This is a genomic window from Flavobacterium anseongense, assembly GCF_021608185.1.
Classification (GTDB): domain Bacteria; phylum Bacteroidota; class Bacteroidia; order Flavobacteriales; family Flavobacteriaceae; genus Flavobacterium; species Flavobacterium anseongense.
This window is the reverse complement of record NZ_JAKIHN010000012.1, coordinates 22,930-49,495: the sequence shown is the minus strand read 5'-3', so window position 1 is coordinate 49,495 and position 26,566 is coordinate 22,930. Positions and strand designations below refer to the sequence as shown.

15 protein-coding genes are annotated in these 26,566 nt (G+C 36.2%); 4 read left to right on the top strand and 11 right to left on the bottom strand.

All coding sequences use genetic code 11. The features are described 5' to 3' along the window. The 4 genes from L1S35_RS12790 to pafA all read left to right on the top strand — a co-directional run. A partial coding sequence (locus tag L1S35_RS12790) for a T9SS type B sorting domain-containing protein (protein WP_236401307.1) occupies window positions 1–3,572 on the top strand: 3,572 nt, incomplete at its 5' end. 19 nt (window positions 3,573–3,591) lie between these two features. Beyond that, entirely contained in the window at window positions 3,592–4,551 is a 960-nt protein-coding gene (locus L1S35_RS12785; protein WP_236401304.1) for a PorP/SprF family type IX secretion system membrane protein, read from the top strand. Between the two features lie 11 nt (window positions 4,552–4,562). Then, a complete protein-coding gene (locus tag L1S35_RS12780) occupies window positions 4,563–6,452 on the top strand; it encodes an OmpA family protein (RefSeq protein ID WP_236401302.1) in 1,890 nt (629 codons plus the stop codon). Between the two features lie 120 nt (window positions 6,453–6,572). Next, entirely contained in the window at window positions 6,573–8,186 is a 1,614-nt protein-coding gene (pafA, locus tag L1S35_RS12775) for an alkaline phosphatase PafA (RefSeq protein ID WP_236401300.1), read from the top strand. 4 nt (window positions 8,187–8,190) lie between these two features. On the opposite strand, the gene L1S35_RS12770 is transcribed toward pafA, so the two are convergent. The 11 genes from L1S35_RS12770 to L1S35_RS12720 all read right to left on the bottom strand — a co-directional run bounded on the left by L1S35_RS12770 (window position 8,191) and on the right by L1S35_RS12720 (window position 26,521). Further along, window positions 8,191–9,282, bottom strand: a complete 1,092-nt coding sequence (locus L1S35_RS12770; protein WP_236401298.1) for an acyltransferase family protein — start codon at window positions 9,280–9,282, stop codon at window positions 8,191–8,193. A gap of 134 nt (window positions 9,283–9,416) precedes the next feature. After that, complete coding sequence (locus L1S35_RS12765) at window positions 9,417–9,806, bottom strand: energy transducer TonB (protein ID WP_236401296.1); 390 nt, start codon at window positions 9,804–9,806, stop codon at window positions 9,417–9,419. Next, on the bottom strand, window positions 9,803–10,429 hold the full coding sequence (locus tag L1S35_RS12760; protein WP_236401294.1) for a hypothetical protein: 627 nt from the start codon (window positions 10,427–10,429) through the stop codon (window positions 9,803–9,805). Before L1S35_RS12760 ends, L1S35_RS12765 begins: the two co-directional genes overlap by 4 nt. Before the next feature lie 176 nt (window positions 10,430–10,605). Continuing rightward, on the bottom strand, window positions 10,606–11,130 hold the full coding sequence (locus tag L1S35_RS12755) for a DMP19 family protein (protein WP_236401293.1): 525 nt from the start codon (window positions 11,128–11,130) through the stop codon (window positions 10,606–10,608). Between the two features lie 149 nt (window positions 11,131–11,279). Further along, window positions 11,280–12,482, bottom strand: a complete 1,203-nt coding sequence (gene lysA, locus L1S35_RS12750; protein WP_236401291.1) for a diaminopimelate decarboxylase — start codon at window positions 12,480–12,482, stop codon at window positions 11,280–11,282. Between the two features lie 80 nt (window positions 12,483–12,562). Continuing rightward, on the bottom strand, window positions 12,563–14,017 hold the full coding sequence (locus L1S35_RS12745) for a glutamate synthase subunit beta (protein WP_236401289.1): 1,455 nt from the start codon (window positions 14,015–14,017) through the stop codon (window positions 12,563–12,565). A gap of 1 nt (window position 14,018) precedes the next feature. Then, window positions 14,019–18,536 carry a glutamate synthase large subunit gene (gene gltB / locus L1S35_RS12740; protein WP_236401287.1) on the bottom strand — a complete coding sequence of 1,506 codons (4,518 nt, stop codon included), beginning with the start codon at window positions 18,534–18,536 and terminating at the stop codon, window positions 14,019–14,021. A gap of 261 nt (window positions 18,537–18,797) precedes the next feature. Then, on the bottom strand, window positions 18,798–21,200 hold the full coding sequence (locus L1S35_RS12735) for an alpha-ketoacid dehydrogenase subunit alpha/beta (protein ID WP_236401285.1): 2,403 nt from the start codon (window positions 21,198–21,200) through the stop codon (window positions 18,798–18,800). A gap of 187 nt (window positions 21,201–21,387) precedes the next feature. Beyond that, the gene (locus L1S35_RS12730; protein ID WP_370641070.1) at window positions 21,388–24,201 is read right to left on the bottom strand and encodes a gluzincin family metallopeptidase; all 2,814 of its coding nucleotides are present in this window, start codon (window positions 24,199–24,201) and stop codon (window positions 21,388–21,390) included. Beyond that, window positions 24,198–25,088 carry a hypothetical protein gene (locus tag L1S35_RS12725; protein WP_236401283.1) on the bottom strand — a complete coding sequence of 297 codons (891 nt, stop codon included), beginning with the start codon at window positions 25,086–25,088 and terminating at the stop codon, window positions 24,198–24,200. The genes L1S35_RS12730 and L1S35_RS12725 overlap by 4 nt, the downstream gene beginning before the upstream one ends. Beyond that, the gene (locus L1S35_RS12720; RefSeq protein ID WP_236401281.1) at window positions 25,088–26,521 is read right to left on the bottom strand and encodes an MBOAT family O-acyltransferase; all 1,434 of its coding nucleotides are present in this window, start codon (window positions 26,519–26,521) and stop codon (window positions 25,088–25,090) included. Before L1S35_RS12720 ends, L1S35_RS12725 begins: the two co-directional genes overlap by 1 nt. Between the last annotated feature and the right edge of the window lie 45 nt (window positions 26,522–26,566).

Below are 26,566 nucleotides of genomic sequence, written 5' to 3'. Positions count from 1 at the left end.
ATACGACAACTACCTGTCCGAGTTTACCGGGACAAACTACCGTTGTAATTAATCCTTTAGCAGATGCTGGGAATGATGGAACATTGGATATTTGTTCTAATCAAAATGCTGTAGATTTATTTAATTCTTTGTTAGGAACACCTCAAGCCGGAGGAACTTGGTCACCAGCTTTAGCAAGTGGTAGTGGGACTTTTAATCCTGCAGTAGATCCTTCAGGGGTTTATACATATACAGTTGCAGGAATTGCACCTTGTGTTGATGATACAGCCACTGTTACAGTTGTAGTTACTCAAGGTCCTGAAGCCGGAAATGATAATTCACTTGTGATTTGTATAAACAATCCTGCTCAAGATTTATTTTTATTATTAGGTCCAAATGCTGAAGTAGGAGGAACATGGGTGCCAGCTATGGCGAGTGGATCAGGAGTTTTTGACCCAGCAGTTGATCCACAAGGGAATTATACCTATACTTTGTCTGGAACAGCACCTTGTTCAAATGACATTGCTACAATATCGGTAACAGTGAACCCAATTCCGGATGCTGGGACAGATGGAACTAAAACATTTTGCTCAAATGGTTCTCCCGAAGATTTATTTCTTTCTCTTGGAGGAACACCACAAACAGGTGGGATTTGGTCACCAGCTTTAGCCAGCGGAACCGGATTTTTTGATCCAACAATTGATACAGCCGGAACGTATACATATACCGTTGGAAGTACTTGTATTACACCTTCAGCCGCAACAGTAACTGTTTCTATAACTCAAGCACCAAATACAGGTGGAGTTGGACAAACATTAAACACTTGTGCGAATGTGACTTCTCTTGATTTATTTACTGGTTTAGATGGAACTCAGGATGCCGGAAACTGGAGTGATGATGATGCTACCGGTGCATTGATAAACAATTTTTTTAACCCATCGGCAGTTGGTGTTGGAACCTATCATTTCACTTATACAGTATTGGGAACTTCTCCTTGTGCAGACGGAACTTCAACGGTAACTGTGATTGTAAATCCGTTGCCAAATGCGGGTGATGCAGTTACAATTCCTCCGGTTTGTACTTCGGTTGGAACTATTGATTTGAATACTTTATTAACAGGTCAGGATGCCGGAGGCACTTGGTCTGCAACTACACCAGTAGATATTTCTGCTTTTGTTGCCGGAACTTATACCTATACTTATTCGGTAACAAATTCATGTGGAACTGATACACAAGATGTACAGTTTACAGTGTTGCCAAATCCGATAATAGCTTCTTCTAATATTACCATTTCTCCGATTTGTATTGGTTTAGATGTGACCGTGAATTTAACCGGAATGGTAGATGGTACATACACTTTGAACTATGATTTAAGCGGAAGCAATACACTTGCAAATCAGAACGTAACGGTAGTAGTTTCTGGTGGAAATGGTAGCTTTACTATTCCTGCAGCCAACGTTCCTAATATCGGTACAACCACAATTACATTCAATACTATTCAAGATCTAACAACGACTTGTTTAATAGCTTTGAGCAATGCGGTTGGAACAATTGTTATCAATCCGATAGTTCAAATTGATAATGCCAATATTGCGGTTTCTACTATTTGTATTGGAAGTGTAGCAACCGTTGTAATATCAAATGCAACGAATCTTCCGGATGGTGTTTATCAATTCAATTACAGCATTCCGACAGGAACTCCAGCAACAGGTAACTCAGGAGACATTACCATAACAGGTGGAAATGGTCAGTTCACAATTCCGGCTTCGGTTTTTGCAACAGTTGGAAGTTATACAATTACTATTAGCAGCATTACCACCACAACAGGTTGTTCTAATATGAATGAAGATGCGAACATTACATTTGCCGTAGTTGCTCCATTAACAGCAGGAACATTTACAGGTTTAACATCTGTTTGTCCATCAGTCGGAATAATTGATTTAGCCGCACTTTTAAATGGTGAAGATGCTGGTGGAGTTTGGACAGATAGTGCTTCTGTGGTAGTAACTTCACCGATAAACATCAGCGGTTTTTCGGCAGGAACTTACACTTATACTTATAGAGTAGACAATGCCTGCGGTCCGGATACGGAACAGGTGCAATTTACAGTTTATGCTAATCCACAATTAACAACACTGAACATTTCGACATCACCAACTTGTATTGGAACTAATGCTATTGTGAATCTGAACGGAATGGTTGATGGAACCTACACTTTAAATTATGATTTGAGCGGAAGCAACACTTTAGCAGGTCAATCTGTAATAGTTACCATTGCTGCCGGTATCGGAAACTTTACGATTCCAACAGCATCAATTCCGAATGTAGGAACAACAGTAATTTCATTTACCAGTATCACTAACAATGCAACAACTTGTACCAACATACTAGTAAACGTTGCTATACAATTAATTATAAGACCATTAGCAGATATCGATAATGCAAATCTAAGTATTGCCAATGTTTGTCTTGGAAATGGTATAACAGTGAATATAAACGGTGCTATAAACTTACCTGATGGAGTTTATCAATTTAATTATTCTATTCCGGGCGCAACTCCGGTAACAGGAAATTCGGGCGATGTTACTGTAACGTCAGGCGTTGGACAATTTGCGGTTCCGTCAACAGTATTTACTACTGCAGGAAATTATACGTTAACCGTTAACGGAATAATAGCCGCAACAGGTTGTACTAATGCTGGTGAGAATGCTACGGCTAATTTCACTATTAATCCAATTCCAAATGCCGGTACAGCTACTGTTTCAGCTCAGGATACTTGCCCTAATTCGGACAGTAATGTTACCATAACCGGAATTAGTAATTTACCTGATGGAACTTATTCATTGACTTATCAGTTATCAGGAGCAAATTCAGGAACAGCTACTATTTCGGTAACCTTTACCAATGGTGGTGCAACATTCATAATACCTGGTGCAAGCATACTAAATAACGGGCAGACAACAATTCAAATTACTGACCTAACTTCTCCGAGCAATACTTGTGGATTAAATGGAGCAGCTGCATTAGCAGGGAATTTCGATGTCGTATCAGACCCTGCACCGGTGTTAATTGATAGAGGAGAGCTTTTCTGCGGAACCAATGTCCCTGCGCCAACCATCGCCGACTTATCAGCAAATATTGTTGGAACGCCAACTATGATTTGGTATGATGCATTAACAGGCGGAACAGCTTACAATCCTTCTGACTTATTGATAAATGGAGTAACATATTATGGAGCAGTAGTTTCTGCAACCGGTTGTGAAAGCCTGCGTCTTTCGGTTACTGTTGATTTAACGGTTTGTGATGTTATCATTCCGGATGGTTTCTCTCCAAACAACGATGGTATAAACGACACATTTGAAATTCCGAATCTTGCTATTCTTTATCCAAATTTCAAATTGGAAATATACAATCGCTACGGAAGCTTAATCTATACAGGAAACAGAAATAAAGAGAATTGGGATGGAACAACCACGGAAGGCGGTTTGAATTTAGGCGATAAATTACTACCAACAGGAGTTTATTTCTACATCTTAGATTTCAGAGATGGAACAAGAAAAGCTATTCAAGGCAGATTATATCTAAACAGATAAAGTACAAATGAGTGCAACTATGAAACATAAAATTATTAAATACCTCTTAGTACTGCTTGTTGTTTTTTTAACATCAAAATTAAGTGCACAACAAGATCCGCAGTTTACTCACTATATGTATAATATGAGCGTCATGAATCCGGCTTATGCAACAGATAATGCTGATGTTATTAATATGGGAGGATTATATCGCGCACAATGGGTTGGAATAAAAGGCGCACCAACAACCCAAACCTTTTTTGCCCACAAACCTTTATCTAAGAGAGTAGAAATCGGTATCTCTGTTGTTCATGATGAAATTGGAGATGTTGTGAAAGAGAACAATATTTTTGCTGACTTTGCCTATGTTTTACCATTAGGAGAAACTACTAAACTTTCTTTCGGATTAAAAGCCGGAGTTACTTTGTTTGATACTAATTTCAACGGATTTGTACTTACTGATCCGGTTCCCGATCCTGCGTTTCAGAATAACATAAACCAAACGTTTCCGAATATTGGAGCCGGTACTTACCTGTTTGGCTCGAACTATTACCTTGGGTTTTCAGCACCAAACTTAATGACATCAAGGCATATTGAAACCATAAACGGTCACGCCGGAAGTGGTGTTGAATCGGTTCACTTTTTTATGACTGGTGGTTATGTGTTTACGTTTAACGGAAATGATAACTTCAAACTCAAACCTGCCTTTATGGCCAAAGGAGTTGAAGGCGCACCGGTTGCATTAGATTTGACAACCAATGTTTTAATCAACAATAAATTTGAAGCCGGAGTTGGATACCGAATGGGAGATTCGGTTAGCGGTTTAGCTAGTTTTTATGTAACGCCAACATTGAGAATAGGTTATTCTTATGATTATACGCTTTCCAATTTGGGAGCGTTTAATTCGGGTTCACACGAAGTTTTTGTACTATTTGATTTAGATTTAGGTAAACTCTCCGGTAAAGGTGCAGGTTACGATAAATCCCCACGATTCTTTTAAAAATGAAAATGATGAAAAAATACTACTACATACTTTTTGTTTTTTGCAGTATCACCACTCTTTTTGCCCAAAAGAAAGTCAGTGTTAAACAAGCCAATTCTTTGTTTGCAAGTAAGTCTTATGTCAAAGCTGCCGAAGCTTATGAACAAATTATTCAGACCAAACAAACCAAACAAGTGTTGCAAAATTTAGGCGATTGTTACTATTACAATTTCCAAATGACAAATGCCGTTCGAGCCTACGGACAACTATTTTTCACCTTTAAAGACAGTGTAAAAAAAGAAGTTTTTTTCAGATACGCTAATGCACTTAAAGGAACAAAAGATTTTGACAAAGGCGATGCAATCATGTCGGAGTATTTAGGTTTTGAGCAGAACACACCAAAATTCATGAAAAATGTAACGCGAAATACACCAAATAGTTTCAAGTTGCAAATCATGTCAAAAAACAAAACCAACGGCGATTTCGGAATTGCTTTTTATGGCGATAAAGTAACTTTTGCTTCCACCAGAAACGCCGCTGAAAAAGCTTATGGCTGGAATGATAAACCGTATTTGGATTTATTTTCGGCATCAGTCGACAGTCAAGGACAATTAGTAAGTGTTGAACCGTTTCCGCCAATTATCAATACTAAAAAACACGAAAGTTCGGCAACATTCAGCGCCGATGGAAAAACAATGTATTTCAACAGAAGCGGTGAAAAACAAGTTCAGATTGGCGACGAGAAAGTAGCTATGATTAAAATCTATAAAGCTGAATTTGTGGACGGGAAATGGACTAACATAACGATGCTGCCATTCTCAAGTGATTCGTATTCTGTCGAGCATCCATTCCTAACCAAAGACGGAAAAAAACTTTACTTCGCCAGCGATATGCCGGGAACAGTAGGTTCAATGGATATTTTTGTGGTCGATGTAAATGAAGACGGAACTTACGGCCAGCCAAAGAATTTAGGTGAAACGATTAACACAATCCATAGAGAACAGTTTCCTTTTTTAACCGAAGAAGGAACGCTTTATTTTGCTTCCGATGGTCATCAGGGTAATGGAAATTTAGATGTTTTCATGAGTTTAAAATTGAGTGATACCGAGTTTGATAAACCGCTCAACTTAGGCTCAACCATCAATAGCGAAATGGATGATTTCAATTTCATTTTGGATGAGAAAAACGACAAAGGTTATTTCGCTTCCAACCGAACCGGTGATGATAATTTATACACTTTCATTCAGGAAGAGAACAAATTGCAATACTTAGTTGAAGGTGAAGTACGGGATTTAAAGTCAACCGAACTTTTGCCCGGCGCAACCGTAAAATTATTTGATGACAAAGGCAATCTTCTTGAAGAAGTTTTGGTAGGTAAAGATGGTTCCTTCACTTTCAATACCGAGCCAAATAAGAAATACAAAATCATGGCTTTCAAGGATTTTTATATTCCTGCCGAAGCCGAGTTTGATACCAGTCAGAAAGGAAAAGTATACATAGATTTACAAATGAAAGTAGAGTCATACTATGATGCGGAAGATATTATCAATAAAAAAGATGACGGAACAGTTCTTATCGAGTTAGAAAATATCTATTTCGATTTGGATAAATGGAATATCAAACCACAAGCAGCACAAGTACTTGATGTCTTAGTAGGCTTGTTGAAAAAATATCCATACATGGAGATTCAGATTGGTTCACATACCGATTCACGTGCATCAGCAGTTTATAATTTAAGATTGTCAAACAAACGTGCAGCTTCAGCATTAGAATATTTGGTTCAAAACGGAATTGATAGAAAAAGACTGCGTTCTATAGGTTATGGCGAAACCAAACCATTAATTATTTGTCCTAAAAATGATTGTACCGAAGCAGAGCATGCCACAAATCGTAGATGTACATTTATGATTTTGAAATAGGAGTTAGTTGTTGTTAATAAATATTGGGATTTTTTAGCAAAATGCACACTTTAATCGGTGTGCATTTTTTTTGTAAACTATTCATCCCGAATCTGTATTTTTGTAATGCAATTTTATATTATGAAAAAGTTTCTTCCTCTCGTATTTCTGTTTCTTATTTCAAATTTAACCGCACAACAAAGGCCAAAACTTGTCGTTGGAATTGTAGTTGATCAGATGAAAACGGAATACCTCTATCGCTTTCAAAGTGATTTTTCTGAAAACGGTTTTAAGCGTTTGATGAATGAAGGCTACACTTTTTACAATATGCATTATAATTATATGCCAACGTATACAGCACCAGGACATGCTTCAATTTATACAGGAACAACTCCGGCAATGCACGGAATCGTAAGTAATGAATGGTTTAGTAGAAAAGCTGGAAAAGAAGTTTATTGTACAGATGATGCTTCGGTAAAAACACTTGGCGATGGTAGCAAAGAAGAAGGAGAAATGTCACCAAAGAATCTCCAAACAACAACCATAACAGACGAGCTTCGTTTGTCAACGAATTTTAAAGGGAAGGTGATTGGCATCAGTATGAAAGACAGAGGCGCTATTCTTCCTGCCGGACATTTTGCGAATTGGGCATTTTGGTACAGCAAAACCGGCAACTTTATTTCGAGTACTTTTTATGGAGAAAAAATGCCGGATTGGGCAGCCGATTTCAATGCGCAAAAAGGCTATATGAAGTATATTAATCAGGGTTGGAATTTATTAAAACCAATCGCAACCTATGATGAAAGTTTGCCAGATGATAATCCGTATGAAGGGAAATTATATAAAGTGGAGAGACCTGTTTTTCCGTATGATTTAAAAACAATGCTCGAAAAAAACAATCCGGGGATTTTGAGAGCAACACCTTTTGGGAATGATTATGTTGCCGATTTTGCTAAACTGGCCATCGAAAAAGAATCTTTAGGAAAAGACACTACTACCGATTTTTTAGCGGTTAGTTTTTCTTCAACCGATTATGTTGGACACATTCTTGGTCCACGTTCAATAGAGTTGCAGGATACCTATCTGCGTTTAGATTTGACGATTGCCGATTTTCTTAACTATCTTGATAAAACCGTTGGAAAAGGGAATTATTTAGTTTTCCTGACTGCTGATCATGCCGGAGCTGAAAATGTCCGTTTCTTAAATGATAACAAATACGACGTAACCAATATTGATAGTAAAGAAAGCAACAAGAATCTGAAGAAATTCTCAACGGATACTTTTGGAGAAGATTTGGTCTTGAACTACGAGAGTTTTAATTTGTTTTTTGATAAAGAAAAAATTAAAGCAAAAGGCTTGGATTTGGTTAAGGTAAAACAAGCTTTCAAAGACTTCTTAATGACACAAAACTATGTAAAACGAGTTTATACGGAAGAAGAAATTTTAGCCAATTCAGGTGCAGATTATCATTTGAATTGCATAGCGAAAGGATACGACGTAACGCAAAACGGCGATATGATTGTACTTGATAAACCGGGTTATATCGAATACGGTCCAACCGGAACATCACACGGAACGACTTATAGTTATGATACTCATGTGCCGTTATTGTTTTATGGATGGAATATCAAAAAAGGAGAATCTCACGATAGAAAGGTAATCACTGAGATTGCGCCAACACTTTCCCAAAAACTTAAAATATCCTTACCGAACGGAACCGAAAGCGAAGTGCTTTTAGAGATTCTAGAGAAATAACTTTTTACTTAACGTTTGGCACTATTCGTTTCTGTCTAATTTTTTCAATTGTTTTAGCAACAAAATTGTTTAATAGTAACGAAAATCCTATCAATGCTATAGTATAAGTTAAGCCTAATACAAAACCTGTTGAAATATTCAGTGCTTTTACTATAGTTACTATCAATATATGAGATATGTAAATTGGATATGACAATTCACCAATGTATGCATCTTTTTTCCAGTTTTTTGTTAAAATAAAAATAAACGGTAAGGCAATAAAGAATCCGGCCAGATATAAAGAATCTTTACATGGTATCGGAAGAAAGTTATGAAATATAGTAACTCCCAGAACGCTAAACCAGATAAGTTTCAGATGTGTTTTTTTTATTGATAGGTTTTGTAATTTTTTGTATCCATGATAAGAAACAATTCCTAAAAGAAAAAATACCAATTCTGTTGGAAAAAAACGATAAGTCCACGGATCGTAATTTAAGTTAAAATAGTAGTATAGTATTGCTCTCAGCATCAAGGAAAGCAAAATTAAAAGAATGATGATTTTGAGTTTTCTTCGTACAAGAAAGGGTGCGATTAAATAAAAAGTTATTTCAATTCCAACTGTCCATGCTTGTGGTATAATTAAAAAAGTATAAAGTTCAGGAGTATTGTTACGAAAATTGGAAGTAAAAAAAAGATGTCCGTCACTTGTATCCAATCCTAAAAACATAATGGTGTCCTGCAGAAAAAGGAATACATTGGTAAACACTAAGTAAATAAAACTACCCAAACTCATAACATTCCAATACGCTGCATAGCATGCAAAACTCCCTAAATCATTCCCATTCGTATGAATTGATAGAAAGACAGAATATGAAATTGTTAGGAGAAGTACAATCCAGTAAATTGGAAACAATCTCAAAAGTCTGTTGGTTATGAATAATTTATAGGAACTGTTTATTCCAATATATTTTTCATTAAGGATTAAGGCCATATAAAACCCGGAAATTATATAAAAGGACTTTACGGCAAGCTCTGTATCAAAAAGATGAAATCCAAAAATTGAACTGGAATGAGCAAGTGCAACTGATATTGCCAAAAGAAACCTTAATAAACCCATATGTTTTTATGGTAATAGTGTTACGACGCTACTAATATACAATTCTACTAAAAGAGATGGTAATTATTAATAAAAAAATCCCACCAAAGCGGGATTCTATATTACAACTCAACCTGATTAGGCTAACTTTGTCGTTACTTCCCAATCACCAGTTGAACAGTATAAAGCACCCTAACAATTTGGTCCTTTATTTTTCCGGGATTCCATTTTGGCAGGTTTTCTAATATTCGGATTAATTCCTTGGCTTTATCAGCATCAACGCCACGAAGGATTTTCACATCGCTAAGCGAACCATCTTTTTCTATCACAAATATGGCATATACTTTTCCTTTTATTTCTGCCGGATATGTTTTTAAGTAGCTTTCATTTACAAGCGATTTTAATTTATCCAATCCTCCGGGAAATTCTGGTTTCGTATTGAGTCCGGCGGTGTTGTAAATGTTGTTGTCCTCAACCTTTTTTACAGTTTGCGAAAAGTTATCAATGGAATAAAATAGAAGAAGTAAGGTGATTATTTTTTTCATGGTTGTTTCTTTGTTTTTTCTAATTGTAGAAGCTCTGACTTTTTTATATCAAGTTCCTTTACTAAGCTATCATTTTTCTTTGTTAAGTCCTTGTTTTCAAAAAGTAAATCGATTTTTTCTTTGTCAAATCTATTTTCACCGAAGTATTTTCCAAGATAAAAAGAACCGCCAATAAGAGTTAAAATTATACCTCCAAGCGCAAAATAATTTATTCTTTCCCACAGACTTTTCTTTGCCTTAACGGCATTGAGTTCTTCTGTTAGTTCATTTATTCTTTTATAATCTTCAACTTGAACTATCTTTTCAACTATTTGAACGTTCTGACTTTTCTCTTTTGGCTTAACTGAAATTAATTTTGCTTCTTCGATTCTTGTATCAAGCAAATTAATCAGCTCTTGGTTTCCACGTTTCCATGCGTCAATGTTTGGCTGATTGCCCATGCCAGACACGTAAAATGACGGATAAAAAGATATTCTATCAACTTCTCCAGCGTAAGTGAATTTGCCAGGAAATATTTTTTCTAAATATAACTTAGTTTTACGTTGTATATCGTCAAGTTCATTCTTGTCATTATACATTAGTTTTTCAGCTCTACTTTTTAAATCCTCTAATTTTTCTATCACGATTTTGTAGTTTTATAATTTCGCATAACGAGCAGCAGCTTGTAGCAGCTGCGATAAATTTAACACTAACCTTTCCAAGTACAAAACTCCTTTTGAAAATCCGCAGGATTTTCCAGAGAAGCCCAAACCAAGCAGTTGCTACAAACTGCTGTTATGGGCTGCCCTAGTTCATTTAGTTAAAATTCGTCTTTATTTTGCTTAACAAATTCTATGTTCAGATTATTTAAATCGTCCTCGTAAGCATAGAATCTTTGATCAAGTTTTTCCCAAATAAGGTCTGCAGAATCTTGAATCTTTTCCAAAATATTTTGCCTTTCTGTCCAATCTTGAGGAACATTCCCGTTTGGAAATTGGTCAATAGCATTTTGTAAAATTTCTGCGGTTTTGTTTGCTCGAATTGCAAGTAAGGATTGAACTGTCAGATGAGCATAGTTTCCACTTGAATTAAAGAAATATTGATTAAAACCACCATTACTTATTTCTCTCTCTAAGCATTGATTATAGTAAAATTGTATTTGAGGCTCGGTAAGTTTATTCATTTCGTTTCCATATGAGCATAATGCACCAATATAGTTGTCAAGTTCGATTATGCTACTGTTTATGTCTTCAGATAAAAGTAATTTTTCAATATCGAACTTTTTATTCTCCGCGATGTTTTCTGATTTTTCAGAAAGGCCAAATAATTTTCTAAATATGCTCATTTGTTGTTTCGTTCTAGGGTTGCCCATAACTCACATATATCCGCAAGTCACATTTTTCAAAATCTAATTTACTAAAAAAACCACGTTACATACAATTCTCACAATAAAACTTACAAACAATAAAAATCCCGCCGAAGCGGGATTCTATATTACAACTCAACCAAAATCTGATTTTGCAATAAATCATCAAAGGTTTCTCGTTCTCTTATCAAATGACCTTTGCCGTTTTTCCATAACACTTCGGCTGGTTTAAAGCGTGAATTATAGTTGGAAGCCATAGAGAAACAATAAGCACCTGCGTTTCTGAAACAAAGAATATCGCCTTCATGAATTTCAGGAATTCTTCGGTTGTTGGCAAAGGTATCGGTTTCGCAGATATAACCCACAACAGTATAAAAACGCTCTTTTCCTTTTGGGTTTGAAATGTTTTCAATATTGTGTTGTGAACCGTAAAACATCGGACGAATCAAATGGTTAAAGCCACTGTCAATTCCGGCAAAAACGGTCGATGTGGTTTGTTTTACTACATTCACTTTTGCCAAAAAATGACCGGCTTCACTAACCAAAAATTTTCCCGGTTCAAATGCCAATGTCAGTTCGCGACCATATTCCTTTTCGAAAGCCAGAAATCGCTTGGTTAACTTTCTTCCTAATTCTTCAATATTAGTTTCGATATCACCTTTTTTATAAGGCACTTTAAATCCGGAACCAAAATCAAGGAACTCTAAATTTTTAAATTGTTTCGCAGTATCAAACAAGATTTCCGAAGCATACAAAAACACTTCAATATCCAAAATATCAGAACCGGTATGCATATGAATTCCGTTGATATTCATCTTGGTATTCTCAACAATGCGCAGCACATGGGGAATCTGATAAATAGAAATCCCAAATTTACTATCAATATGACCCACAGAAATATTCTCATTTCCACCAGCCATTACATGAGGATTGATGCGAATGCAAACCGGAACTTTAGGATGTTTGGCGCCAAAATGCTCCAAAACGGAAAGGTTATCAATGTTGATTTGAACACCCATTTCGGCCACTTCTTCAATCTCTTCAAAAGAAACACCGTTTGGTGTAAAAATAATTTTATCCGGAGTAAAACCGGCATGAAGTCCAAGCTGTACTTCCTGAATAGAAACAGTATCCAATCCGGAACCCAAATTCTTCAGTAGTTTTAGAATTGAAATATTAGACAAGGCTTTCATCGCATAGTTGATGCGAAGCTTTTCAACTTTAAAAGCATTCGTCAAACGGTTGTACTGAAATTCAATTTTTTCAGCATCATAAACATATAACGGATTTCCGAATTGTTCTGCTAAGTCTAGTAATTCTTTGGGTTGCATGGTTTTAATTTTTTGGCAAAGATAGTCTATGATGTCAGTAATGACAATAGTTTTATGATTTTATGTGAATGTTGATATGATTACAAACTAGGTAAATCGCCATTTCCTTTGGTTGGTAAATTGGTGTAACCCATCAAATAATTATCAACCTCTCTAGCGGCTTCTCTTCCTTCTGAAATGGCCCAAACAATTAGAGATTGTCCGCGTCGCATATCGCCGGCAGTAAAAATATTCGGAATGTTGGTTTGATAATTTTTGGCTTTGTAATTGTTTCTGGCATCAATTTCAATTCCTAATTGGTCACTCAACGTCTTTTCAGGACCTGTAAAACCAAGTGCTAATAAAGCCAATTCACAAGGCCATATTTTTTCTGAACCTTCTTTTTCGATGAGTTCAGGGCGTTGTCCCGGAGTCATTTTCCAAGCCACTTCAACCGTTTTTAATCCGGTTAATTCTCCTTTGTCATTAGAAATAAACTCTTTGGTGTTGATAAGCCAGTTTCTGTCACAGCCTTCCTCGTGTGAAGAAGATGTTTTTAATTGTAAAGGCCAAAATGGCCACGGTGTTGTTTCACTTCTATATTCAGGTGGCTTTGGTAAGATTTCAAAATTGGTAACCGATTTTGCACCTTGTCTGTTTGATGTTCCAATACAGTCAGAACCTGTATCGCCACCACCAATTACAATAACATTTTTACCGGTTGCTGTTATTTGATTTGGAATAGTTTCTCCGTATAATACTTTGGTTTGTTGCGTCAAAAACGTCATGGCTTGCACAACGCCTTTGCTTTCGATACCTCTTGTTGGCAAACTTCTTTTATCGGTTGCCCCACCACATAAAACAACCGCGTCAAAAGAATTAAGTTGTTTTATACTGTAATTTACGCCCACATTGACATTCGTTTTAAACACAATTCCTTCGGCTTCAAGAATAGCGATGCGTCTGTCGATGATGGCTTTTTCCAGTTTAAAATTTGGAATTCCATAACGAAGCAAGCCGCCAATAGCATTATCTCTTTCAAAAACGGTAACCAAATGACCGGCGCGGTTTAATTGCTGAGCTGCTGCTAATCCGGCTGGACCGGAACCAATTACGGCTACTGTTTTTCCGGTTCTTATGGCTGGTGGTTGTGGTTTTATCCAACCTTCGGCAAAACCTCTTTCCACTATGTTTTTTTCAATATTTTCAATGGCAACAGGTTCGCTGATAATGCCTAAGACACATGATTTTTCGCATGGCGCAGGGCATAATCTTCCTGTAAATTCAGGGAAATTATTGGTTGATTGCAAAATTTCTAAAGCACTTTGCCATTCTTCCTGGTGCACCATGTCGTTAAAATCGGGGATTAAATTCCCTAACGGACATGAGCTATGACAGAATGGAATACCACAATCCATACATCTTGAACCTTGCTCTTTTATTTTTTGCCTGCTTAACGGAATTGTAAATTCGTTATAGTTTGAAACACGTTCCTTAACGACCAAATTGCTTTCGTCGGCTCTTTCGTATTCTTTAAATCCACCTAACTTTCCCATCTTAATTTGCTATTAATGCTGCTATTTGTTTTTCTTCTGATAATCTCTGCAATGCTTTTTTATAATCGGTTGGCATTACTTTGATAAAATGTTTCTGCTGATTTTCCCAATCGTCGAGCATCAGTTTCGCTAATGGACTATTGGTGAAAAGTGAATGTCGTTTTATTAATCTTTTAAGTTGAGTTAAATCATTTTCATCCAATGTCTCGAGTGCAACCATTTCCATATTGCACAATCCTTTTTCAAATTGCTTTTTCTTGTCGAAAACATAGGCAACACCACCGCTCATTCCGGCAGCAAAATTACGTCCTGTTTTTCCTAAGACAACGACAGTTCCGCCAGTCATATATTCACAACCATGATCTCCAACGCCTTCGACAACAGCAGTTGCTCCTGAATTTCTAACACAAAAACGCTCACCTGCCATTCCGTTTATATAAGCTTCGCCGGTAATAGCGCCATAAAGTGCTACATTTCCAATTATGATATTTTCTTCGGGTTTGAATGTTGCTGTTGGTGGAACTTTGATAATCAGTTTTCCACCCGAAAGTCCTTTGCCTAAATAATCATTGCAGTTTCCGTGAATTTTAAACGACAGACCATTCGTAGCAAAAGCACCAAAACTTTGTCCGGCTGAACCTTCAAAATCTATTAAAATAGTGTCTTCGGGTAAGCCTTGTGCTCCATATATTTTTGAAATTTCATTACTTAATATGGCGCCAACAGAACGATCTGTATTTTTAATTTTGAAATTAATTCGGGTTCTTTCTTTTCTGTAAATTGAAGGAATTGCCGCTTTTATAATTTCAAAATCAAGCACATGTTCTAAATGATGGTCTTGCGATATTGTATTGTGATTTGGAACTTCTTTAGCTTTTTCAGGTTTGTAAAGTATGGTCGATAAATCTAAACCATTGGCTTTATAATGTTGGATGGCTTTGTTGACGTTCAGTTTTTGTGATTGTCCTACCATTTCTTTCAATGTTCTGAAACCTAATTGTGCCATGATTTCACGTAATTCTTCAGCAATGAAATACATAAAATTAATGACGTGCTCCGGAGTTCCTTTGAAGTTTTTACGCAATTCAGGATCTTGAGTTGCAATACCAACAGGACAAGTGTTCAAATGGCAGGCACGCATCATAATGCAACCCGAAGCTACTAAAGGCGCCGTAGCAAAACCAAATTCTTCTGCGCCAAGCAGAGCAGCAATGGCAACATCGCGTCCGGTTTTTAATTGCCCGTCACACTCAAGAACGACACGACTTCTCAAGTCATTCAGAATTAAAGTTTGTTGTGCTTCTGCCAACCCAAGTTCCCACGGAATTCCGGTATGTTGCAACGATGTTAATGGTGCGGCACCAGTTCCACCATCATAACCTGAAATCAGGATTACATCAGCTTTTGCTTTGGCAACTCCGGCAGCAATTGTTCCTACACCAACTTCGGAAACCAATTTTACATTAACTCGTGCTTCTCGATTGGCATTTTTTAAATCAAAAATCAGTTGTGATAAATCTTCAATCGAATATATGTCGTGATGTGGCGGTGGAGAAATCAATCCAACATAAGGTGTTGAATTTCGGGTTTCTGCAATCCAAGGCACTACTTTTTCGCCAGGCAATTGTCCACCTTCTCCAGGTTTTGCACCTTGAGCCATTTTGATTTGAATTTCTTTGGCATTGGTCAAATAATTGATTGAAACGCCAAATCTTCCTGAAGCTACTTGTTTGATAGCACTATTTCTGGAATCTCCGTTTTGATCTTTTTGATACCGTTTTGCATCTTCGCCGCCTTCACCTGAATTGCTTTTTCCGCCAATTCTATTCATGGCAATGGCTAAATTTTCATGTGCTTCCTGACTGATGGAACCATAAGACATAGCTCCGGTTTTGAATTTTTTTACGATTTCTGTCCAAGGTTCCACTTCATCAATCGGAATTGGGTCGTAATTGTTAAATTCAAATAAACCACGAATTGTCATGAGGTTTTCACTTTGTTCATTCACCATTTTAGAATATTCCTTATAACTTTCAGGACTATTCAGTCTAACGGCTTGCTGAAGTTTTGCAATGGTTGTTGGATTGAACATGTGTTTTTCACCATTTCTTCGCCAACGGTAAATGCCTCCAATTTCGAGCGGTAATAAATTTGATATTTCTGAATTTGGAAATGCTTTTTGGTATCTTTTTTTGATTTCTTTTTCCACTTCCATCAACCCAATTCCTTCAATTCGCGAAGGCGTATTTGGGAAATACTTTGAAGTGAAGGTTTTATTTAATCCCAAGATTTCAAAAATTTGCGCTGCTCTATACGAATGCAAGGTCGAAATCCCGATTTTATTCATGATTTTCAGTATTCCTTTGGCAATTGCTTTATTGTAATTTTTAATGGCATAGTCTGCTTTTACTTTGGTAATAAACCCTTGTGTTACCTGGTCATGAATAATTTCATTTACCATGTATGGATTTATCGCGCTGGCACCATAGCCAAACAAAAGCGCAAAATGATGTGGCTCTCTTGGTTCGGCTGATTCAATTAAAATTCCAAATTTAGAGCGTACTTTCAGAATGTTAAGTGAATGATGAATATAGGAACAAGCCAAAAGCATCGGAATTGGCGCCATTTTTTCGCTCACATTTCTATCCGAAAGAATTACAATATTGCAGCCTTCGGAAACCGCTTTGAAAGTGGCCTGCACGCATTTTTCTAAACCGCGTTCCAAACCATTGACACCTTTTTCAATTTCATACAAAGTTGAAATCGTAACCGATTTAAAATCGACATGATCGATATTTCTGATTTTATCCAAATCCTCGTTGGAAATAACCGGATTTTGTATTTTTAGTTTTTTGCAATGCTTTGGTTCAATGTCAAATATGTTGAAATCGCCACCAATGGCCAGACTAATATCGGTGATAATCTCTTCGCGTATTCCGTCTAAAGGCGGATTGGTAACCTGTGCAAATTGCTGTTTAAAGTAGTTGTATAATAATTGGGGCTGGTCTGATAAAACGGCCAGCGGCGTGTCATTCCCCATAGAACTAATGGCTTCTGCGCCGTCTTCTCCCATTGGGTTTATGATGGTTTTTAAATCTTCAATGGTGTATCCAAACAAGCGTTGTCGGGTTTCGAAAGCTACCGTTTCAACAGGAATAGGATTATTAGTGTATGGTATTTTAGCCAGTTGAAGCAAATTCTCGTTTAACCATTTTTTGTATGGACGTTTGGTAACTATCGCTTTTTTAACCTCTTCGTCTTCAATGATTCTGCCCTTATTCATGTCGACCAAGAACATTTTTCCGGGTTCTAATCTTCCGTGTTGTACCACGTCTTCCGGTTTTATATCGAGTACACCAATTTCTGATGACATAATTACAAAACCACTTTTGGTTACGGTATATCGTGATGGGCGCAAACCATTTCTGTCCAACAAGGCACCAATTACATTTCCATCGGTAAACGGAATGGATGCTGGTCCGTCCCAAGGTTCCATGATACACGAATTGTATTCATAGAATGCTTTTTTGTCTTCTGACATGGTTTGGTGCTTTTCCCAAGCTTCGGGTACAACCATCATCATAGCTTCGGGCAAAGAGCGACCTGTCATCAGTAATAATTCGATAACCATATCCATCGAAGCAGAATCTGATTTTCCTTCTAAGATTATTGGGAACAATTTCTTTATGTCGTCACCAAAAACATCACTTTTCATTAATTCTTCACGAGCACGCATACGGCTGATGTTCCCGCGAAGCGTGTTAATTTCTCCATTGTGACACATATAGCGAAATGGTTGCGCCAATTCCCATGACGGGAAAGTATTGGTCGAAAATCGTTGGTGCACCAAGGCAAGTCGGGTAACCAAATCGTCATCCTCTAAATCAGTATAATAGCGACTGATATCTTCAGGCATTAAAAGCCCTTTGTATATTATGGTTGTAGTTGATAAACTGGTAAAATAGAAGCGATGGCTTTCTGAAATTTTGGAATTTATAATGACGTGTTCGGCAATTTTTCTGGCAGCAAATAGTTTGGCATTGAATTGTTGCTCTGTCAGGTCTAAGTCATTTTTACTCACAAAAACCTGTTTGATTGTTGGTTCTTTTTCTGCGGCTATTTGCCCGAGATTGGAAACATCTACAGGAACATCGCGCCAGCCAATAATTTTTAGGTTTTGCTCGGCAATCGCATTTTCAAATGTAGTTTTACAAAAAGCAATCTGGTTGACACTTTTTGGTAAAAATACCATTCCTACCGCATATTCTCTAGGCTCAGGAATTTCAAAAGAACACACTTTTTTAAAGAAATCATGCGGGATATCAAACAAAATTCCGGCACCATCACCGGTTCTGCCATCTGAACTTACGGCACCGCGGTGTTCTAATTTTATTAGAATATCGAGTGCTTTGTGGATTATATCGTTTGTTTTTATTCCGTTTAAATTGCAAATAAATCCTGCGCCACAATTGTCATGCTCAAATTCGGGTAGGTAAAGGCCTTGTTCTTCGACTTTCATTATTGATAAATTTTTACTAAATTATCAAAATGATTAAATATAAAATAACAAATCTAAATAAAGTGTTAACTTTTATCAATATAATAATTAATTAGTTATAGAATTATTAATTATATATTTTTCGATTGTTATTTTGTCATTTACGCAAAACAGGGTAAAGGAAATTACTTAATAAACTAGAGAAGTGTTCTTGTCTAAACCTTACAGGTTTTTAAAACCTGTAAGGTGTAATAAAGATTATTTGGTGTATTATTGAAAGTATTAATACAAACTCGGAAATTTATCCGGTTTTGCTTCGTGCATAATTGCATAGACTTTTTCAAAGACATCCTCTACTGATGGTTTTGAGAAATAATCTCCATCTGTTCCGTATGCCGGACGATGTTCTTTTGAGGCAAGGGTTTGTGGTTGGCTATCCAGATATTGATATCCATTGTGTTCTTCTATAATTTGCTGCAAAATATAAGCAGATGCACCGCCGGGAACATCTTCATCAATTACTAATAAACGGTTAGTTTTCATAATTGATTTTACACAGTCTTTATTAATATCAAATGGTAATAACGATTGCGCATCGATAATTTCTACATCAATACCAACATCCAGTAGCTCTTTTGCTGCTTGTTCAACAATTCTGAGTGTTGAGCCATAAGAAACAATAGTAATGTCACTACCGGTTTTGATGGTTTCTACCACGCCAATCGGAGTTTTAAATTCACCAAAATTGGTTGGTTTTTTTTCTTTTAAGCGGTAACCGTTCAAACATTCTATAACCAAAGCAGGTTCATCAGTTTCTAATAGAGTGTTATAAAAACCAGCAGCTTTAGTCATATTTCTCGGCACCAAAACGTGAATACCGCGAACTGCATTGATGATCATTCCCATTGGTGAACCCGAATGCCAGATTCCTTCTAAACGATGTCCACGTGTTCTGATAATCAAAGGTGCTTTTTGTCGGCCTCGCGTTCTGTATTGTAGCGTTGCCAAATCATCACTCATGATTTGAATAGCATATAATAGATAATCTAAATATTGAATTTCGGCAATTGGGCGTAAGCCACGCATTGCCAGACCAATTCCTTGTCCGAGTATGGTTGCTTCACGAATTCCGGTATCGGCAACACGAAGTTCTCCGTATTTTTCCTGCATGCCTTCCAATCCTTGGTTTACGTCGCCAATGTTTCCGGCATCTTCACCAAAGACCAATAATTCAGGGTATTTATTAAATAGTGCGTCAAAGTTATCACGCAATAACAAACGCGCATCTACTTCTTCGTCAGTATCATAAGTTGCAGCAACTTCAAAAACACTTCGTACATTTTTATCCGATTGAGAATATAAATGAGAACTGAATTTTGGTTGAATTTTGTCCAAGTAATTTGTTATCCAGGTAGCCAATTCCTGTTTGCCTTTTTCATTAACTAGCAATCGCAAAGCTTTGCGGGCAACTGTTAAAATCTCTTTACGGATAGGTTCCTTTATTGCAGCTAAATCAACAGCTATTTTTTCGATGAAAATTTTATTTGTACTTGAACTTGCTACGCTGTTTAACACCGAAATTAATTCCAGTTGTTCTTCTCTCATTGGGGAAATGAACGCTGCCCATGCCACTTTTTTACCTTCTATAACTTCTTTTTTTGAGTTGGCTTGAATGGCATCTAATTCTTCGGCTGAAGCCAAATCATTTTGAAGTAACCAAGTTCTCATTTGAGCCACGCAATCAAACTCGGTTTCCCAAGCTAAACGGTAAGCGTCTTTATAACGTTCGTGTGAACCAGAAGTCGAATGTCCTTGCGGTTGCGTCAATTCCTGCACATGAATTAAAACCGGAACATGTTCTTCGCGGGCAATTTCAGCTGCTTTTTCGTAGGTAGCCACTAAAGAAGGATAATCCCAACCTTTGACAGTTAAAATTTCGTAGCCTTTAGTATTTTCATCTCGCTGAAAACCTTTCAAGATTTCGGAGATACTTTCTTTAGTAGTCTGATGTTTGGCATGAACTGAAATTCCATATTCATCATCCCAAACACTGATTACCATCGGAACTTGTAAAACGCCGGCTGCATTAATGGTTTCAAAAAACGGGCCTTCAGAAGAGGAAGCATTTCCAATGGTTCCCCAAGCAACTTCATTTCCATTGTTTGAGAAATTGGTAAAGTTTTCTAAACCTCGAACGTTTCTGTATATTTTTGACGCTTGTGCTAATCCCAATAATCTTGGCATTTGACCGGCAGTTGGAGAAATATCAGCACTTGAATTTTTTTGTAGGGTTAGGTTTTTCCAATTCCCATTTTCATCGATGGAATGTGTAGTAAAATGACCGCCCATTTGTCTTCCGGCACTCATTGGATCGTGCTCTAAATCGGCGTGACCATATAAACCGGCAAAAAATTGTTGAATAGTTAACTCACCAATCGCCATCATAAAAGTCTGATCGCGATAATAACCGGAGCGGAAATCACCGTTTTGAAATGCCTTTGCCATGGCTAATTGTGGCACTTCTTTTCCGTCACCAAAGATTCCGAATTTTGCTTTTCCTGTTAGTACTTCCTTTCGACCTAAAAGACTACATTCTCTACTTATTGTGGCAATTTTGTAATCATTTAAAACCTCTTGTTTGAAGTCTTCAAATGTAATTTCGGTTTTGGATGTTGTTTCAGACATAAATAAGGAACTATTTCGTGACGTAACAAATTTAAATAAAAAGAAGCAATAAATTGTATTATGACCCGAAAATATAATTTAATTATCTGTAATTTTTATGTTTTAAAAAGAAGTTTAGATGAGAAATATTTAACAAAAAATAGAATATTCAGATAAATATTCAATATAAGTTTGAGTCAACTTGTTTTTAAAACCATTTTCTGGTAAAAAGTGTAATCAGCGTTTCCGGTCTGAAAGCTACGATAAATCTGATTCTTTCTCCATAATTTTGTTGGCCAATTTCCCATCCGTTATTAGAATAAACCGGAAAATACAATTCGAAATAATCGGTTACCAAATTCAAACGTATTCCATTGTCATAAACAAATTTTGGTGCTGCATCAGCATTTTTTATAAAACCTATATCACCATACACTTCAATCCAGTTCCAAATGCTATATCCGGCATTAATGGTTGTCATCCAACGATTAGCAGTTCGGGTTTCGAGCATTGATTTGAAAAAACCATCAGAAATAATGGATTGCTGACTAAATAATCCTTTGGTTTCGGAACGACCTAAATATTCGCTTTCAAAAAGATAATCGGTTGGTCTGTCTAAGCCAAAATCAAAATAAGTTGATTTGGTTTTGTTGTGTAAAAAGGTTCCGGCAAATAAACGAACATTCAACGAACGATTATTATCAAAGAGTCTGCGGTATTGAATCTCTCCTGCAAGTTTTCCAAAATCGGGAGCATATTGAAAATCTCCCATAAAAGAAAGATGGTTGGTAACTTCTGTTTTTGTATTGATATATTTTGTGTTGAAAACCGCATAGTTTTCACTTTTATCTGCTACTGTAAATGCTGTTTTTTCCTTGCTGACAACAATTTCTTTTACAACAAATACTTCTTTTCTGTTGTCTCTTAAATCTTCTGGTCTGATGTTGAAAAATATTGTTGGCGCCAACTTAGTATAGTAAGCATCGGGAGCGTAATGCAGATAATGCCCACTCATCATATAGCGAATATGATACAAATTACTATTGCGATTGAATTGATTGTAATATAAAAAACCTTTACCTGAAAGACTATGAGCTTTGGTTGAAACTGTCGGATTTAAATCGAAAGTGAACGGTTTGTCTAAAATGGTTTTGTTGTGAAAGCGGATTCCCGGTAAAAACCCATCATATAAGTTGTACTCTAAAGTTGGAATATAAACAACTTGATTGTAGTATGGATCTTCTAGATCTTTAAAAAAAATGAATTTTATCGGACGATTGGTAACACGCAAACTGCTTAAGGAACGCCAATTATTTCTCAGATTATATTCGGGAACTTCATTTTTGTAATTGATGACAATTTTTTCAGCATCATTTCTCGAAATAGTATAAATGCTGTCTTTAGCAACAGTATCAAACCATTTTTTAAAAACAATATTTTTATCTTTTACACCATAAACAGCAATTGGAACATTGGTTTCGGTTTTGTTTTTTAATGAAAAACTAATACTGTCTTTAGTTCGGGAAACCTTATCGAATTTGAAATCAATAATGTCACGGGAATCGATTATTTTATCAAAAAACCAATCAATTTTTTTAGATGAATTACTCTTTACAATACTTTCAAAATCCTTACTGTTTGTTTGCTGTGTTTTATTTAGGACAATGAATTGTCTGATGCTGTTTTGAACACTATTGTTTTCCAAATAACTGTCAAGATATCTCAAACTCAATCCGGCTCTGTATTTAGAGGCAATTTTCTCGTTGAATTTTATCAAAGCGTTTTTTGGATTACTCAGCTTTTGGTCTAAGTTTTTTCGTGCCATCAGCATGTAGAAATAGCTGTACTGACCATTAAAATCAAGACTTACCAGATTATAGCCTTTCAGCAATTTTAACTTGGCAACACTTCCCATCATTTTGCTGTCCGGATGGTGCTCGTCTATATATTTCATCATGATATAGACCTGAATTCCGTCATAAATCCAGTTGTCTTTTCGCGGATCGAGCTGTAAAGTGTTGTGCAAATAATTGTTTAGATAGGTTTTAAGAAACTTAATTTCATACAAAAATTCATCGGGAAACGGACTGATAAAAAGGGGCAGCTGATTTAATCCGTAAAAAGGATTTCTGTCATAATCAGCCTGAGCAACAGTTACTTTTGATTGTGGAAATTTACCCAGATTTTCGGAAACATAATTCACAATTCTATCAATAACAATGGCTCTTTGAATATCGTTTAACCTATCGTCTTTTAAATTGGAAACGACTTCTATGTTGCCGTTTTTATAGATTTCGAAATCTTTTCTTTCATCCACAAACAGATTGAAATCCAATCGATTTTCACCTTTTAAATGATAGCTGTTTAAACCGTTTGCTGTTTCTCTTTGTGCTTCATTCAAATCTGAAAACAAATCAAATTTTTGAGGAACTTTTACAATAATATCATAGTCAGAAAGCGCGTTGGTACAATCGTCTAAATTTAAATTGTCATACTTGGCAAATACTTTATTTTCATATCGCGTCGGAATAAGAAAGCAGTTTTTGAGATACATTTTGCCGTTTTCGCCATAGCCATATTTTGTGAATTTATCGCTTGGAATTTTCACAGTATAACTAAGCACAAAGTTCGTTTTTTGATTGGGCAGCAATTTTTCTTTAAGCCGAATTTGTATGACGTCGGGATAGTTTTTATCTCTTTCCCAGGTCAACAAAGTTTGATTTCCATCACTGATAATAATATTACTGGTTCGGCCTCTTTCTTTTTCTTTTGCCAGATGAAAACTCCTTCCAAACTCATCTGAAAACCTTGCTGCTAAAGGCGTATTCTTTGATGTGTAACCATTCATCCAATCATTCAAAACGATATTAGTCAAAGTATCGTTGGTTTGATTGAAGTAGGTCAATTCCTGATTAACTGTCAATTCCTTCTTATCATTGTCGATTTCCACAATCATTTTGGAATGATGTTGTGCAAAAGAGATAAAGCTGAAAAGAAAAAATATGTAGTTTAGTTTTCTCAAGGTTTTGATTTGGGTTTAAAAAAGGCGTTGAAAACTACCTTAGTAAATTCAATCGCGCCGTCTTTGTTCATGTGTCCACAGGTTGAAAAATACTTATCTTCGGTTACGGCATTTTCAAACCGATGGATTTCAGGATATACCGAATTGATATGATTAAAATAATCCCTATTGATAGTACTCATGCACATTGGTGTTGTTATCGCAATTAAATTGATTTTATTCTTTTTGCAAATGACTTTGATTTCTTCGTAAGCTTTGTTTCTTTTTGGATAATATTTCGATAAATCAGCCGCTATCATTGGTCTTTGATTCTTTAGCAAAGCATTAAAACCATCGTTGTACAAAGCATTTGTCTCTTTATGAACAAGTGACGCGTACATTTCCCTAAATCCAACCCGAGAATCGTAATGCATATATCGGTAAAACGGAATAAAAAGCAACTTATTATACTCCGGAATTGCCGCATAATGTTGTCGAATTGTTTCCGATTGGTGAATATAAGGCATAAACAAAGAACGTATCGCTTCGGAATGATCATTTGTGTTAATATTCAAATCTACCTGCAGGATGAGATTTTTAATCTTATAGTTGCGTTCTATCATCAACTTTAACATTAATGCAGATTCTTCCAGTCGTGAACGCGTAATCCCGTAGTTGAATGTTTTATAGCCTTGGTCATTGAAAATTTTGGGAACAAAATGATTGTTTACTCTTGATGAACCAAGGAAAACCACATCGTATTGTTGGTTTTTGGTATTGAATAAAAAACTGATTTTATTTCGGTTATCGGTTTTTCTGTAAACCACAGTATAAAATACATCAAGCAGTATCATTGTGAGCAACAATACCGTCAGACCTTTTACTATGAATAGAAAAAACTGCTTCATCAGAATTGGAAATAAATAAATTCTTTATAATCCGAAAATACACCAAGTGCCAGTATCGCTGCCATACACAAACTTACTTTGAGCCAACTGTATTTCCCCGAAATCGGTTCTATTTTAGTTCGGCTGTTCCATTCGGTCAAAATGAAAATCAGCAGCAAACTCCACAATTCGAAATTATATCTCTCGATACTTAAATACTGTTCCGAAAAATGTAAATCAGTAAACATTCGTTTGATATATAAAATCGCATCGTTGATTGTTTTGGCTCTAAAAAATATCCAAGCCAAACAGGTAATTGTAAATGTTATTAGAATGTTGGAGAGAATCTGAAATGAATTCAGATTAAAAGAAAGTCTAAACGCATCAATATTGTTTCGGTTTCGGTTTAAAACCAATAACGGAATAAAATATAATGCATTAATCAAACCCCAAGCAATGAATGTCCAGCTCGCGCCATGCCAAAATCCACTGACCAAAAAGATGATGAATGTGTTTCTGATTTTCATCCATTTAGAACCTTTGCTACCACCTAACGGGATGTATAAATAATCTCTGAACCATGTCGTTAAGGAAATGTGCCAACGGCGCCAAAATTCGGCTATATCTCTTGAAAAATAAGGAAAATTGAAGTTTTTCAATAAATCAATTCCGAAGAGTTTTGAAGTCCCTAGGGCAATATCGGAATAACCGGAAAAGTCACCATAAATTTGGAAAGCAAAATAAATTGCGCCTAACATCAGCGACAGCGAATTCATAGAATTGTAATTGTCAAAAATGGTATTGGCATAAACAGCGCAAGTATCAGCAATAACCACTTTTTTGACCAAGCCCCAAATGATTTGGTAGATTCCTTCTTTGGCTTTCTCGAAATTGAATTTGCGTCTTTTTTTTAATTGAGGTAAAAGATGTGTCGCGCGTTCAATCGGTCCGGCAACAAGCAACGGGAAATAGCTTACGAATAAGGAGTAATCGACAAAGTTTTTCTCCGATTTTATTCGGCCATAATAAATATCAATGATGTACGATAAACCGTGAAACGTATAAAACGAAATCCCGACCGGCAATATTACATTCAGTAAAATCGGACTGGTATTAAAACCAAAGGATTGGAACAATTCGGCAAATGAATCCGCAAAAAAGTTATAGTATTTGAATACGCCTAAAAACCCTAAGTTAATAGAAATACAAAGCCATAACCAAAATTTTCGGGACTTTTGAGTGTCGCTTTTTTCAATTTGTATCGCCGATAAATAATCGAGCAGGGTGGAGAAAACCAACAAAAACAGAAAACGCCAATCCCAACAAGAATAGAAGTAATAACTCGCCAAAATCAAAATATAATTCTGATTGATCTTTGACTTATTGCCCACAAACCAATAGAACAGAAAAACTATTGGAAGGAAAATGGCAAATTGTAGCGAGTTAAAAAACATGGCAAATTAAAAATCAAAAATTAAATTCCAAATTCCAATTAAAGT

Excerpts from the sequence above, each read along its gene's own strand:
- L1S35_RS12755 (WP_236401293.1), bottom strand. The coding sequence starts at position 11,130 with ATGAGCATATTTAGAAAATTATTTGGCCTTTCTGAAAAATCAGAAAAC.
- L1S35_RS12785 (WP_236401304.1), top strand. The coding sequence starts at position 3,592 with ATGAAACATAAAATTATTAAATACCTCTTAGTACTGCTTGTTGTTTTT.
- L1S35_RS12770 (WP_236401298.1), bottom strand. The coding sequence starts at position 9,282 with ATGGGTTTATTAAGGTTTCTTTTGGCAATATCAGTTGCACTTGCTCAT.
- L1S35_RS12765 (WP_236401296.1), bottom strand. The coding sequence starts at position 9,806 with ATGAAAAAAATAATCACCTTACTTCTTCTATTTTATTCCATTGATAAC.
- L1S35_RS12725 (WP_236401283.1), bottom strand. The coding sequence starts at position 25,088 with ATGAAGCAGTTTTTTCTATTCATAGTAAAAGGTCTGACGGTATTGTTG.
- pafA (WP_236401300.1), top strand. The coding sequence starts at position 6,573 with ATGAAAAAGTTTCTTCCTCTCGTATTTCTGTTTCTTATTTCAAATTTA.
- L1S35_RS12720 (WP_236401281.1), bottom strand. The coding sequence starts at position 26,521 with ATGTTTTTTAACTCGCTACAATTTGCCATTTTCCTTCCAATAGTTTTT.
- L1S35_RS12745 (WP_236401289.1), bottom strand. The coding sequence starts at position 14,017 with ATGGGAAAGTTAGGTGGATTTAAAGAATACGAAAGAGCCGACGAAAGC.
- lysA (WP_236401291.1), bottom strand. The coding sequence starts at position 12,482 with ATGCAACCCAAAGAATTACTAGACTTAGCAGAACAATTCGGAAATCCG.
- L1S35_RS12735 (WP_236401285.1), bottom strand. The coding sequence starts at position 21,200 with ATGTCTGAAACAACATCCAAAACCGAAATTACATTTGAAGACTTCAAA.
- gltB (WP_236401287.1), bottom strand. The coding sequence starts at position 18,536 with ATGAAAGTCGAAGAACAAGGCCTTTACCTACCCGAATTTGAGCATGAC.
- L1S35_RS12780 (WP_236401302.1), top strand. The coding sequence starts at position 4,563 with ATGAAAAAATACTACTACATACTTTTTGTTTTTTGCAGTATCACCACT.